Annotated in this window: 10 protein-coding genes and 1 rRNA gene; 3 read left to right on the forward strand and 8 right to left on the reverse strand. The window is 62.1% G+C overall.

Annotated elements, in window-relative coordinates; genetic code table 11:
• Positions 1–5: 5 nt before the first annotated feature.
• From recN to LQ788_RS12535, 6 genes are read right to left on the reverse strand one after another with little or no spacing between them, the layout of a single operon-like run.
• A complete protein-coding gene (recN, locus tag LQ788_RS12510) occupies positions 6–1,709 on the reverse strand; it encodes a DNA repair protein RecN (protein WP_096146996.1) in 1,704 nt (567 codons plus the stop codon).
• Positions 1,710–2,651: an NAD kinase gene (locus LQ788_RS12515; protein ID WP_009883072.1), complete on the reverse strand. Its 942-nt coding sequence runs from the start codon at positions 2,649–2,651 to the stop codon at positions 1,710–1,712.
• Positions 2,648–3,451 (reverse strand): TlyA family RNA methyltransferase, encoded by an 804-nt coding sequence (locus tag LQ788_RS12520; protein WP_231441454.1) that lies wholly within the window; start codon positions 3,449–3,451, stop codon positions 2,648–2,650. Before LQ788_RS12520 ends, LQ788_RS12515 begins: the two co-directional genes overlap by 4 nt.
• Positions 3,448–3,651 (reverse strand): hypothetical protein, encoded by a 204-nt coding sequence (locus LQ788_RS12525; protein WP_231441456.1) that lies wholly within the window; start codon positions 3,649–3,651, stop codon positions 3,448–3,450. Before LQ788_RS12525 ends, LQ788_RS12520 begins: the two co-directional genes overlap by 4 nt.
• Positions 3,644–4,678 (reverse strand): HAD-IIA family hydrolase, encoded by a 1,035-nt coding sequence (locus tag LQ788_RS12530; RefSeq protein ID WP_231441458.1) that lies wholly within the window; start codon positions 4,676–4,678, stop codon positions 3,644–3,646. Before LQ788_RS12530 ends, LQ788_RS12525 begins: the two co-directional genes overlap by 8 nt.
• Positions 4,675–5,901 (reverse strand): hypothetical protein, encoded by a 1,227-nt coding sequence (locus tag LQ788_RS12535; RefSeq protein WP_231441460.1) that lies wholly within the window; start codon positions 5,899–5,901, stop codon positions 4,675–4,677. Before LQ788_RS12535 ends, LQ788_RS12530 begins: the two co-directional genes overlap by 4 nt.
• A 285-nt stretch (positions 5,902–6,186) precedes the next feature.
• Between LQ788_RS12535 and LQ788_RS12540 the strand changes: the two genes are divergently transcribed.
• The 3 genes from LQ788_RS12540 to LQ788_RS12550 all read left to right on the forward strand — a co-directional run bounded on the left by LQ788_RS12540 (position 6,187) and on the right by LQ788_RS12550 (position 10,917).
• Positions 6,187–6,846, forward strand: coding sequence for a hypothetical protein (locus LQ788_RS12540; RefSeq protein WP_231441462.1), 660 nt, complete (start codon positions 6,187–6,189; stop codon positions 6,844–6,846).
• Between the two features lie 1,016 nt (positions 6,847–7,862).
• Positions 7,863–9,341: an aldehyde dehydrogenase family protein gene (locus LQ788_RS12545; RefSeq protein WP_096146993.1), complete on the forward strand. Its 1,479-nt coding sequence runs from the start codon at positions 7,863–7,865 to the stop codon at positions 9,339–9,341.
• 13 nt (positions 9,342–9,354) lie between these two features.
• Complete coding sequence (locus LQ788_RS12550) at positions 9,355–10,917, forward strand: GMC family oxidoreductase (protein ID WP_231441464.1); 1,563 nt, start codon at positions 9,355–9,357, stop codon at positions 10,915–10,917.
• Between the two features lie 256 nt (positions 10,918–11,173).
• Here the strand turns inward: LQ788_RS12550 and LQ788_RS12555 are convergent, their stop codons facing one another.
• Positions 11,174–12,970: a BCCT family transporter gene (locus tag LQ788_RS12555; protein ID WP_009883059.1), complete on the reverse strand. Its 1,797-nt coding sequence runs from the start codon at positions 12,968–12,970 to the stop codon at positions 11,174–11,176.
• Positions 12,971–13,254: 284 nt separating this feature from the next.
• A 5S ribosomal RNA gene (gene rrf, locus LQ788_RS12560) occupies positions 13,255–13,373 on the reverse strand.
• Between the last annotated feature and the right edge of the window lie 68 nt (positions 13,374–13,441).

Consider the following 13,441-nt stretch of genomic DNA (forward strand, 5'->3'; position numbering starts at 1 on the left):
TTCTCTCATGTCAGCGCAGCTGAGCCGGTCTTGACCTGCCGGGCCGAGTCCAGCAGTTCGGCTGCATGGGCCTTCGCTGAGGAGGAGTCCTCCATGCCTGCCAGCATCCGTGAGAGTTCGATGACCCGTTCGTCCTCGCTGAGCTCTCTGACCCCGGACATCACCGTCTCGGCGTCATCGTCCTTGACGATGGTGACGTGCGTGTCGGCCCAGGCCGCGACCTGCGGCAGGTGGGTGACGACGATGACTTGGGCGTTCTCGGCCAGCTTCGCCAGTCGTCTCCCGATCTCGATGGCGGCCTTTCCGCCGACACCGGCATCGACTTCGTCGAAGACGTAGGTGGGGATGGCCTCCCCTGCCGCGCGGACGACCTCGATGGCGAGCATGACGCGTGAGAGCTCACCGCCGCTGGCGACCTTGCCTATGTCGTCTCCGGCCGAGGAGTCGTGCGGAGCGAAGGTCAGTCGCACGTCGTCACAGCCGTGGGCTGCCGGCTCCCGGTCGGTGAGTTCGAACGTCACTTGGGCCTTCGGCATCGACAGGGCTGCCAGTTCTGCGCTCACGGCGCGGGAGAACGATGCTGCGGTAGCTGTTCTGATCTCGGTCAGGCCGCGAGCCGCCTCGACCATCGCGCTGTGGGCTTCGTCGAGTTCGGCGTCGAGCTGGTCAAGGTCGCGGTCATCGGCTTCGAGCTCTGCCAGTTCCTGAGCTGACCGGGTTTCGAAGTCGAGTACCTCGGTCACGTTCTGGCCGTAGGCGGCCAGGGACCCGAGTTCGGCCCGGCGGGCCTCGGTCTCTTCCAGTGAGGTCTCCCCCAGTTCGTCGAATCCGGTGAGGTAGGAGCTGAGCTCCGCGGCGGAGTCGGACAGTCGCAGGACGGCGTCATTGAGGGCGGCCTTGATGCGGGCCAATTCCGGGTCCGCGGATTCGACGTCGGACAGTGCGCTGATCGCCTGGTGCACGTGATCGACAGCGGCACCGGCATCGTCGAGTTCGCTGCCGAGCAGGAGGTCATGGGCGCTGCCGACGGCCTGCGTGATCTCGGCGGCGGCACCGAGTTTCGCGGCCTGCGCGGTCAGAGCTTCGTCTTCGCCTGGAACCGGGCGCACCTTGTCGATGGCTTCGAGGCAGCCGTTCAGCCACAGGATCCTCTCCCGCCTGGCCGCGGTGCTGTCCTTGATCCGGGCGACCTTGGTCTGGGTCTCGCGCCAGTTCTCAAATGCCGCGTGGTATTTCTTGGCCACAGCTTCGAGTTCGGGGCCTCCGGCTGCGTCGAGGAGCTGGCGCTGCTGGGCGGGGCCCTTGAGTCGCAGCTGTTCGGACTGTCCGTGCAGGGTGATGAGCTCATCGGAGATCTCGGTGAGCACGGAGATGGGGACGGTGCGTCCTCCGGCGGTGGCGCGGGCTCGGCCCTTCTGGGCCACGGTACGGGAGATGATCGCTTCGTCTTCGGCGCTGCCGCCGGCTTCTTCGATGCGGGAGCGCACAGAGTCGGTGACCGAGGAGAAGATGCCTTCGACCTCGGCCTTCTCAGCGCCCTTGCGGACCACGCCGGAACCGACCTTGCGGCCCATGAGCAGGCTCAGCGCGGAGACGAACATCGTCTTGCCGGCACCGGTTTCACCGGTGACGACGGTGAAGCCGGTGGAGAGTTCGACCTCTGCTTCGGCAATCACGCCGAGGTGGGAGATCCTCAGTTCGGAAATCATCTACGCCTCCTCGATCGGTCCCCGCCAACCGGAGACGGGCAGTCGGAACTTCGCCACCAATCGATCGGTGAAGGGACCGGTGTGCAGCCGGGCCAGTTTGATCGGAGACTGTGAACGCTTAGCTTCGATCCGTGCCCCGGCGGGCAACTCCAGGGCTCTGCGTCCATCGCACCACAGGACTGCTGAGAAGTCCGGGTTGCGTGGGGAGATCTCCACGCCGAGGCGGGAGTCGGGGTTGACGACGAGTGGCTCGGTGAAGAGGGCGTGGGCTGAGATCGGGATGAGCAGCAGCGCTTCGACCTCGGGCCAGACGATGGGTCCACCGGCAGAGAACGCATAGGCGGTCGATCCGGTCGGCGTCGCCAGGATCACTCCGTCACAGCCGAAGGAGGACACCGGTCGGGCGTCGACGCCGAGGACGACGTCGATCATGCGGGCCTTGGAGGTCTTTTCGATGGTGGCCTCGTTGAGAGCCCAGGCGTTGTAGATCGCCTCCCCTTCGTGCCAGACGGTGACGTCGAGTGCGAGGCGTTCCTCGACGAGGTAGTCACGTTGGGAGGCTCGATGGACCGCCTCGGCGAGGTCCTCTCTCTCACTTTCGGCGAGGAATCCCACATGTCCGAGGTTGACGCCCATGAGCGGCACACCGGACCCGTGGAAGCGTTCGGCCGCGCGCAGGATCGTGCCGTCGCCGCCTAAGACGATGACGAGTTCGCATTTGGTCTTCCAGATCGCCAGCTGGGCTGGGTCGATGACCTCGCAGCGGCTGAGCAGCTCCTGTTGCACGTCGGCGTGGGAACTGCGTTCGGCGAAGTTGAGGACCTCCTCGTCGAGGACGACTGGGGTGATTCCGTCGTCGAGGAGCGCCTTCCACACGCTCACTGCTGCCACTGCTGATTCCTCGCGTTGGGGGTGCAGCAGCACCATGATGTGTCGGCTCACGGCTCTCCTCTCATGATCTGATCCAGATGGGTTTCGATGTCCGCCTCGTTGAGCCTATCGGACTCGGTTCGTGTTTTCCCTGGTCGAACACGCAGGAAATACTCCCGGTTTCCGCTCGGACCTGGGAGGACGGAGGGCGCGATGTCGGTTACGCGAGCCTCGTGTTCGCTGATGCCGGCGAGGACGGAGTCCAGGGCGCGGCGCCGTTTGGTCGCGGTCGCCACGACACCGTGTTTGTCGAGTGCGCCGCGGGCGAGTTCGAATTGGGGTTTGACCATGAGCAGCAGCTCACCGGTGGGTCGTGTGGCTGCCAGCAGCGGGGCCAGCAGGAGGCGCAGGGAGATGAAGGACACGTCGGCGACGACCAGATCGACCTGCGGTACATCGGAGTCGTCGAGCTCGCGGAGGTTGAGGCCCTCCCGGACATGGATACGCGGGTCCTCGCGGAGTCCGGCATCGAATTGGTCGTGTCCGACGTCAACGGCCCAGACCTCTGCCGCGCCGCGGTGCAGCAGAACCTGCGTGAAGCCGCCGGTAGAGGCGCCGGCGTCGAGTGCGCTCAGTCCTGTGACGTCGTCTATTGAGAACGATTCAAGCGCGCCGAGGAGTTTGTGGGCGCTGCGTGCCACCCACGGATCGGGTTCTGTAACGCTGAGTTCATCGGAGTCGGACACGACCTGCGAAGGCTTCGACACGGTGTGGCCGTTGACGCTGACGCGTCCGGCAGCGATCTCTCGTGCCGCACGGGAGCGTGTGGCGATCAGTTCCCGTTCGACCAGTTCGCGGTCGAGTCTGCTCACAATGAACTCACCTGCGAGTCGAGGTCGTCGAGGAGTGCGGAGAGGTGGTCGTGCCGTTCGGCACTGGGTGCCTCGCCGATCTGTTCGAGGTCGCGACGCCAGGCTTCGACCGGCACATCACCGTTGACCGAGGCGGGAGTCGGTGCGGGTGTTGGGGTCGGTGCGGCAGGCTGCTGTGGCTCGTGGCTCGGTTCAGTCATGGATCCTCCGTGGCAGATTCCCTGGAGCCACGTCCTCGCCGCGGTCCATCGCCTCCCATGCTAATCGGAGTGCGCTCTCGACCGTTGAAACACTGTCCTGGGCAGACTCGTCCACACGGAGTTCACCGTCGACGATCTGACATGCTGCCGACCCCGAAGTCTCGTCCGACGCTGGTTGCGCGCTGCCGGTGATCAGAGTCGGCAGACTCCGCAGACTGGGCAGGATGTAGGTGGGGCGCAGCTCGGAACTCGTGTGGAGTGCATCGTGGATGTCGTGGACGCCGGTGAGGACGAGAGCGGTTTCGAACCCTGCTGAGTTGCCGCCTTCGATGTCGGTGTCGAGACGATCGCCGACCATGAGGGGACGTTGAGCTCCGCACCTGTGGGCTGCGAATTCCATCATGTGCGGAGAGGGTTTGCCGACGACGGTCGGCTGCGTGCCTGTGAGTCGCGCGAGCATGTCGATGAATGCCCCATTGCCCGGGACTCGGCTTCTAGGTCCCACCATCGAATAGTCGGGGTTGGTTGCCCACCATTCGATGCCTGCCGTGATCGCCTCGCAGGCGGCCACGATCTTTTGATACGTGATCTCCGGGTCGAGCCCCTGGGCGATGGCCACTGGGCCATCATCAAGGGTGCGTGTGACCTGCAAGCCCTCGGATTCCAGTGCGGTTGCCAGTCCGGTGGTGCCCAACAGGTAGATGGGTGCGCTGGTCCCGAATTTCTCGGCGAGCTTCCCCGCCAGCACCTGCGCCGAGGTGGTCACCTCGGCAGGTGTCGTGCTGATTCCCAGCGTGGAGATGTGCTCGGCCACCACCTCGGCGGTGCGGGTGGCATTGTTCGTCACATAGCTGACGGGGATGGACTGATCGTGGAGGAAGTTGATGCCCTCCACGGCTCCGGAGATCGGTTCCGGACCGTGGTAGACAACGCCGTCGAGGTCGAACAGCACACAGTCGATCGGTGCGCCCGATTCCTCAGGCGCACGTCGATCGACTGGTGCTGCTGCATTGGCGACTGGCGTCACTGATGACCGTTCAGCCGATACGAGACGTTCGTCTCCTCTGAGCTCGCGTTGTCTGCAGGCTTGAGGCTCGTGCCCGATTCTTCGGGTTCCGCGTGAGCTTCTTCGTCGGAGGTCTCGGAAGTCTCCTCACCGGAAGCGGCGCTTTCCTCGGCGTCCTCGAGAAGTTCGTCGAGTTCAGCTTCGATCTCCTCGTCAGAGACCTTGACCTTCTTCAGTTCCTTCTCTGAGACGTGCGTCTTCGACTTCGCCGGAACGTGATCGTCTCCAGCCGCGTCAGCAACGGCATCTGTGATGGCGTTGTCTGCGACGAGGCTGGCTGTAGGGGAATCGTCGGCCTCGGCGTCGCCAGCGTCCTCGTCGAACTCTGCTTCGTCCGCGACCTCAGCGTCTGCGTCGTCGAAATCGACATCGTCGGCGCCTGAACCAGCCGCGGTCGAAAGTTCGGTCTCGGCATCGTCGAACTCAGCGTCTTCGAGTTCTGCAGCGTCCCTGTTGTCAACGTCAGCCATGCCAACAGCATCAGCATCGTGTGCCGAGCCGTGCTCAGCCTCAGCAGGAGCATCGTCGAGTGAGGCAGGCTCGTCATCTTCGATCTCTTCGACGGTCTCGATTTCCACGCCGAGGTTGGGGTCTGGCTCTTCGTCCCCGAAGAGAGTGCCCGTGGCCTTGGCAGTGCGACGCGAAAGCTCCTCGTACTTGTCGGCCATCTCGGTTTCTCCGTGCAGGCGCAGCACTTCGGAATATGCGGCCATCAGTCGCACCAGTGCACCGCTTGGCTTCTGCGTGAAGTCCTCGGCTTCGATCAGAGCGCGTGCGCCCTTGAGGTCACCGAGGTCCGATTTCGCTCCGGCTGCCACGATGACGAGTTCGGTGCGAGCATCGTTGTCGAGGTCGAGCTCTGCTGCCGACTCGAACAGTTCAAGTGCCTTCTGAGGCTTCTCACGGCCACGTTCGGCATCGGCGATGAGCGCGATGTTGTCGTCCGAACCGGAGATGCGACGGTGAGTGCGCAGTTCGCGCACCGCCTCGTCGTACTTCTCCACGTGGTAGGCGGCAATGCCGAGGGCTTCTCGGACGAGACCGACGCGACCCGCGCGAGCCATGGCTGCCTTTGCGTGTTCGTAGGCGCGTTCCGGATCGACGTCCAGGAATCCTCCGGCGGAAACGAGATGCTTGGCAACTGCCGCAGCATTCTCCTTGTCGAGAGAACGCAGCTGGCCCAACAGCTCCTTGTCGAGCTCCTTGCCGGTGACCTCTTCGGGGATCGGCGGTTCTTGTATCCGCGGACGACGGGCACGCTGCTCACGTGCGTATTCGCCGGTGTCGGTTGACCGAACGGCCCTACGGTCGTTGTTGTTACGACCGAATCCACCGCGATCACTACCGCCGCCTTCACGACGTCGGTCTCCTCCGCGGTCATTACGGCGATCGCCCTGGTATCCCCCACGACGATCGTTGCGACGGTCGCCGCCGAAACTGCGACGTTCACCGTCATTGGAGCGGTTGCCTTGGTACCCGCCACGACGTTCACCATCATTGGAGCGGTTGCCCTGGTAGCCCCCACGGCGTTCACCGTCGTTAGAGCGATTGCCCTGGTACCCCCCACGACGCTCACCGTCGTTAGAACGGTTGCCCTGGTAGCCCCCACGGCGTTCACCATCATTACGACGATCACCTTGGTAGCCCCCACGACGTTCACCGTCGTTGGAGCGATTCCCTTGGTACCCACCTCGGCGATCGTCCCGACGGTCTCCGCCGAAGCTGCGACGTTCACCATCATTGGAGCGATTCCCCTGGTAACCACCACGACGCTCACCGTCGTTCGAACGGTTGCCCTGGTAGCCACCGCGACGCTCGCCGTCATTGCTGCGATTGCCCTGATAACCGCCACGACGCTCACCGTCATTGCGACGGTCGCCGCCGAAGCTGCGACGCTCACCATCGTTAGAGCGATTGCCCTGGTAACCACCACGACGTTCACCATCGCTGGAGCGGTTACCTTGGTAGCCCCCACGGCGATCACCGTCATTGCGACGGTCACCACCGAAGCTGCGGCGCTCACCGTCGTTACTGCGATTGCCCTGGTAACCTCCACGACGCTCACCGTCGTTAGAACGGTTACCTTGGTAGCCGCCTCGGCGGTCGTCGCGACGATCGGAGTTACGTGACCCGCGCTCGTCCCGGGACTGGTGAGAGTCCTGTCGACGATTGTGATTGCTGTCGCGATCTGAGCGGCGCCCGCCGTCCGAACGGCGGTTGTGCTGGCTGTCTCGCGAATCCCCTGGGGCCACGATTCTCCCTATAAAGTCTTTTCAATGATTCCGCACCATTCTAGTCCACTGGAAACCGGTAAGTCCTGTGCGTGAGAACACGTATTTATGGTGAACCGAGCACAGCAACAGAGCCGACAAGTTCTCATAAGCCGCATGAGCCCGCGTCAAGGCGAAATATCCGACGGGTTGCTCGCAGTCCCGATCGACCACGCAACCCGTTGGCGAATGATTAGACCACCGTCACTCCTATTAGGAGTTTGGGCCCGACAAAACCCTGGGGACGTTTTCAAACGCTCTGTTAGAATCGTGGCGAGCCGTCCCGCTGGCAGTGGCCTGCGGGACGTACGGTCATCTCATCGAGGTCAGTAGAGGGTTGATGAAGCCTGGCGTGGAAGATTCGAGCATGTCGGTCAATTCCTTGTGCTCGCCCACATCAATTTCATTATCATCCCATCACACTACATCGGCAATTAAATGCATTCGGTATGCACGCACAAATTCCCGACGTCATTTCAAACGCCACCACACGATTGCCAGTCCGATCAATAGCGGTAACTTACTTCCGACATTTGTGCTCATTGTCACCGTAACCGCCGAGCCCGGAACGCAGGACAGCGCTCGACGCGATACCGAGAGCGCCAACGTTCCCGAGCCCACCCGCGGTCATTCGAATGTCGACAGCCGATATTGCTCAGTCCCGCATAAGCGCCTCCTGGCGCTCGATTTCTGTGATCCGGTTCATTCGATTAAGCATCGGACGCCCCTGTTCGCATATCGTGGCTATCGGAAGCGCCACCACCAGCGGAAAGAGGAGGCATGCTCACAGTTCTGACTCCCCCGCCCACACTGGTGGACTGCACAATCTCGAACTCAATCTCAACGACTTTCACCATCAAGGAATAGGAGACATCGTGCCCAACACGCTTTTCATCGATGGACAGTGGGTTTCGGCCCAGAACGGCGGGATCAGAGAGATCCATAATCCTGCCGACGGCAGCTTCGTCGCCGAGGTGGACGAAGCCAGCCCAGCCGACACCGAGCTCGCGATCGCTGCCGCCCGTCGCGCCTTTGACTCGGGTGTCTGGTCAAGCGTGCCCGCCAGCGAGCGGGGCGATCTTCTCCTCAAGTTCGCGTCGGTCCTGCGGGAGCGCAAGGCAGAGTTCGCTCGTGCCGAGTCACTCGACACGGGTAAGCGCTATGTCGAGTCCGAGATCGATATGGACGACATCGCCAACTGCTTCGACTACTTCGGCAAACTGGCCGCAAACGACGCGGGCCGCGTCGTCGACGCCGGCACCGACACGGTCGCCAGCCGCATCGTCCATGAGCCAGTCGGCGTCTGTTCCCTCATCACCCCGTGGAACTACCCGCTGCTGCAGGCCGCATGGAAGATCGCTCCCTGCATTGCAGCCGGCAATACGTTCATCCTCAAGCCTGCTGAACTCACCCCGCACACAGCGATCCTGACGATGCAGGTGCTCGAAGAGCTGGGACTGCCGGCAGGAGTCGGCAACCTGATCCTCGGCGCCGGCGCCGATGCAGGAGCACCGCTGTCGACACATGAGGACATCGACATGGTCTCCTTCACCGGTGGCCTGGTCACGGGACGCCTGCTCGCAGCCAACGCAGCGGCAACCGTGAAGAAGATCGCCCTCGAACTCGGCGGCAAGAACCCGAACGTCGTCTTCGCCGACGCGGACTTCGAGGCCGCTGTCGACAATGCTCTCAACGCCGCTTTCGTCCACTCCGGTCAGGTCTGCTCTGCAGGTGCCCGACTCATCGTCGAAGAATCGATCGCCGAGAAGTTCGTCGACCGCCTCGTCGAGCGTGCTCAGCAGATCCGCCTCGGCGGACCCTTCGATGACAACGCCGAAACCGGACCTCTCATCTCCGCAGCCCACCGCGACAAGGTCACCGCCTACGTCGACAAGGGCGTCGCCGAAGGCGCCCGTGTGCGCTGCGGCGGCACCTGGGGCGAAGGCGAACTGGAGAAGGGCTACTACTACCTGCCCACCATCCTCGACCAGGTCGAACGCGGAATGTCCGTTGTCTCCGACGAAGCCTTCGGCCCTGTCGTCACCGTCGAGACCTTCTCAACGGTCGACGAGGCCGTCGAGATCGCCAACGACACCTACTACGGTCTCGCCGGTGCGGTCTGGAGCCAAGATGCGGGCAAAACTCAACTGGTCGCCCAGCGCCTGCGCCACGGAACCATCTGGATCAACGACTTCCACCCCTACCTGCCGCAGGCCGAGTGGGGCGGATACAAGCAGTCGGGCTTCGGCCGTGAACTGGGACCGACCGGTCTGGCCGAGTACCAGGAAGCCAAGCACATCTACCAGAACCTCGAGCCCGCCGTCACCGGTTGGTTCCCCGATCACAGCAAATAAGGAGAGTCAGAACGTGGAAACAACTCATAGCTTTGACTATGTCGTCGTGGGCGGAGGCTCCGCGGGTGCCGCTGTGGCAGCACGCCTCAGCGAGGATCCCGACGTCAGCGTCGGTCTGCTGGAAGCGGGCCCGACCGATGTCGGCGAGGACGTCATCCTCAGCCTCAACCGCTGGATGGAACTGCTCGAGTCCGGCTTCGACTGGGACTACCCCATCGAGGAGCAGGAGCACGGCAACTCTCATATGAGGCATGCCAGGGCAAAGGTCCTCGGCGGCTGCTCCTCGCACAACTCATGCATCGCCTTCTGGGCACCGCGCGAGGATCTCGACGACTGGGAGACCAAGTTCGGCGCCACCGGGTGGGGATCAAAGGACACCTTCGGCCTGTACAAGAAGCTGGAGAACAACGAGCTTCCCGGTGACCACCACGGTCACGATGGCCCCGTGCACTTGATGAATGTGCCGCCGAACGACCCCTGCGGTGTTGCCCTGCTCGACGCCTGTGAGCAGGAGGGCATCCCCCGCGTTCAGTTCAACGAAGGCGAAACCGTCATCAACGGTGCCAACTTCTTCCAGGTCAACCGCAAGGCCGACGGCACACGTTCGTCCTCCTCGGTGTCCTACCTGCACCCGATCCTCGACCGTGAGAATCTCACGATCCTCACCGACACTCAGGCCAAGGTCCTCGAGTTCGATGAGCAGGAGAACTGCACCGGCGTCCACGTCGTCAACAACGCCTTCGGTCACACCAAGCGCATCGAAGCCAAGCGGGAAGTCATCGTCTCCTCTGGTGCGATCAACACCCCGCAGCTGCTGATGCTCTCCGGTATCGGACCCAAGGACCACCTCGCCGAGGTGGGTATCGATGTTCGCGTCGATTCGCCGGGAGTCGGTGAACACCTCCAGGACCACCCCGAAGGTGTCATCGCTTGGGACGCGAAGAAGCCCATGGTCGACGACTCCACCCAGTGGTGGGAGGCCGGCATCTTCACCCCTACCGAAGAGGGCTTGGACCGCCCTGACCTGATGATGCACTACGGTTCCGTGCCGTTCGACATGCATACGCTGCGTCAGGGTTACCCGACGTCGGAGAACACCTTCTGCCTGACACCCAATGTCACGCATGCCCGTTCACGCGGCACCGTACGTCTGCGCTCACGTGACTTCCGGGACAAGCCCCACGTCGACCCTCGGTACTTCACCGATCCAGAGGGCCACGATATGCGCGTCATGATCGCCGGCATCCGCAAGGCTCGGGCCATCGTCGCCCAGGACGCCATGTCCGAGTGGGCCGGTGAGGAACTGTTCCCGGGCAAGGACGTGCAGACCGATGAGCAGATCGAGGACTACCTCACCCGCACCCACAACACCGTCTACCACCCGGTGGGCACAGCACGTATGGGTGCCGCCGATGATCAGTCGTCGCCGCTGGATCCCCAGCTGCGGGTCAAGGGCGTCAACCGACTCCGCGTCGTCGATGCTTCGGCCATGCCGGAGATCACGACGGTCAACCCCAACATCACGGTGATGATGATGGGTGAGAAGTGCGCCGAAATGATCAAATCAGGATCCTGATACCTCGTCTCATGACACTGATCGATCGAGACCGAACAGTGTTCTGACGCAAGGAGATTAGACCGTCTGGGAGGGCTCCGCTGACAAGCGGGGCCCTCCTCGTCATCTGTCAGGCGACAAGCTCATCGCCAGGGCCTCAGTCCAAGCAGCCGAGCACGCGCGGCGAAGCTCGGGTTGGTGGATAGAGAAGGGACTGGCCACACCCGGCACGCAGGTATGACCAGCCCCTTGCCCGTCTTAGACGGACCTCAAGAGATCACTCGGATGAGGACGGACGATCCGGCTCGTTCTTCGCGCTGCCGGTTCGACTGGCCAGCGTTCCGTAGCGTTTCTTCTTCTTTCCATCTTCAGAGATGTAGGGGTCGCGGAACTCCGGCGCCGGCTCAACAGCTTCGGGAGCAGTCACGACCTCTTCCTCATCGTCGTATTCATGAGCGAAGACGTCGTCTTCATCGGCCCTGCGCTCGACCTCTTCGGGTGGGAGCACCTTCTTCCACTTGCGCATTCGCACTCGTGGCAGTTCACCAGCGTCCTCACGCAACGCTCGCATGAGGGCGTAGATCTGGAAGTACGCGATGATGAAGAACGGGAGCCCGACGAGGATGATCGTCGACTGCAGTGCCTCGAGTCCACCCGAACCGGAGAAGACGAGCAGCGCCGCGGTGACAACGGCAATAGCCAGAGCCCAGAATATTCGCTGCCCCAGCGGATTGAAGTCTTCGTGACCGTTGTTCATCGTGTCCACCACGAGAGCCGCAGAGTCCACCGAGGTGACGAAGAAGATGATCACCAAGATGATGGCGATAACGGACACTGGCGCAGCTAGCGGGTAATGCTCGAGGAATGCGAACAGCGCACCAGGGACATCACCCTGTTCCACGACGCGATCGACGAGTCCACCACCCTGATTGAACTCGATGTCAAAGGAAGCGTATCCGAAGACTCCGAACCAGATGACGGAGAAGGCCGACGGAATCGCGAGAACTCCGATGACGAACTGCCTGATGGTACGACCGCGGGAGATCCGGGCGATGAAGATACCCACGAAGGGCGACCAGGTGATGGTCCAGGCCCAGTAGAAGACCGTCCAGGTGTTCTGCCAGCCTGTGTCGGCGAAGGTGTCATTCCACAGTGCCAGTTCCGGAAGCGTCTGGATGTAGGTGCCCAAGGATTCGAAGATGCCGCGAGCCATGAACAAGGTGGGCCCGAGGACGATGATGAAGATCAGCAACAGGACAGCTACCACGATGTTGATGTTCGACAACACTTTGATGCCCTTGTCCAGACCCATTGACACAGAAATAGTCGCCAAGCCGCAGACCACGCCGATGATGATGAGCTGCCAAAGTGCATTCTCCGGGATGCCGATGACCTGGGCCAGACCACCGTTGATCTGCAGTGTGCCGAGACCGATGGATACCGCAATACCGAAGACGGTGCCGATGATGGCGACAACGTCAATGAACTTGCCGATGGGACCATGGATCTTCTCACCGAGGATCGGCTGGAAGATGGAGCTCACACGCGGTGGCAGGTTCCTCTTGTGAATGAAGTAGGCGAAGCACAACGCCGGCAGGGTGAAGATCGTCCAGGTATGCAGGGTGAAGTGATAATAGGTGAAGTTCATCGCGTCGGTGGCAGCTTCGACCGTACCGGGTTCGATGCCCAAGGACCCACGAGGTGGGTCGCCGAAGTGGCTGACCGGTTCCGCGACTCCCCAGAACATGAGGATCGATCCGATGCCGGCGGCAAACAACATCGCGAACCAGGCACCATTCGAGTGCTCCGGTTCCTCGTTGTCCGGGCCGAGCTTGGCCCGACCGTACCGTGATGCGGCTATGTAGATGAGGAAGACCAAAAAGACGGTGACGCCGAGGATGTAGAACCATCCGAGGTTCGTCAGCAGCCAGTCCGACGCGACAGAGACACCACTGTCGAGAGCGTCGGTGAAAAAGATCGTGGCGAGCACGAACAGAATGATGACCGCGGCTGACGAAAAGAAGATTGCCGGGTTGGTCCGGAGCCTAAGGGTATCGTGCAGACGGTTGAGCATGAGCGGTACCTTCCTACGTGTTGTGACCACCACACTACCTATACGGTCCATCATTGTGGACTGAACCACGCGTAGGAATTTGGGAAAGTTCAACCGATGGTCAGGCCCAGAATTGAGAGAATCTCCTGCTCGTAGGCGCTCCGAGACCTCGAAGCCGTGAATGAAGAATGGTGGAGGAGCCTCCGCTGATTGGAATCAGGAAACACTCCCCCACCACACCACTCGTGAATGCAAGGAAGGGGCCATCCCACCGAAGTGGAATGACCCCTCACTCTTAAAGAATATTGCGGCAGTCACCTACTCTCCCACAACCACCAAGTTGCAGTACCATCAGCGCGAATGGGCTTAGCTACCGGGATCGGAACGGTTAACCGGGCGTTTCCCCACCACTATCACCACCGCAAAACCAACAAACCACCACCACCCGAATCACAAAGACTCAAGGATGTAGTAGCGGTCCAAGAACCGTAC

The organism is Brevibacterium zhoupengii, from assembly GCF_021117425.1.
GTDB lineage: Bacteria > Actinomycetota > Actinomycetes > Actinomycetales > Brevibacteriaceae > Brevibacterium > Brevibacterium zhoupengii.

Coding starts and splice junctions, on each gene's coding strand:
- LQ788_RS12555 (WP_009883059.1), bottom strand. CDS start 12,970: ATGCTCAACCGTCTGCACGATACCCTTAGGCTCCGGACCAACCCGGCA.
- recN (WP_096146996.1), bottom strand. CDS start 1,709: ATGATTTCCGAACTGAGGATCTCCCACCTCGGCGTGATTGCCGAAGCA.
- LQ788_RS12525 (WP_231441456.1), bottom strand. CDS start 3,651: ATGACTGAACCGAGCCACGAGCCACAGCAGCCTGCCGCACCGACCCCA.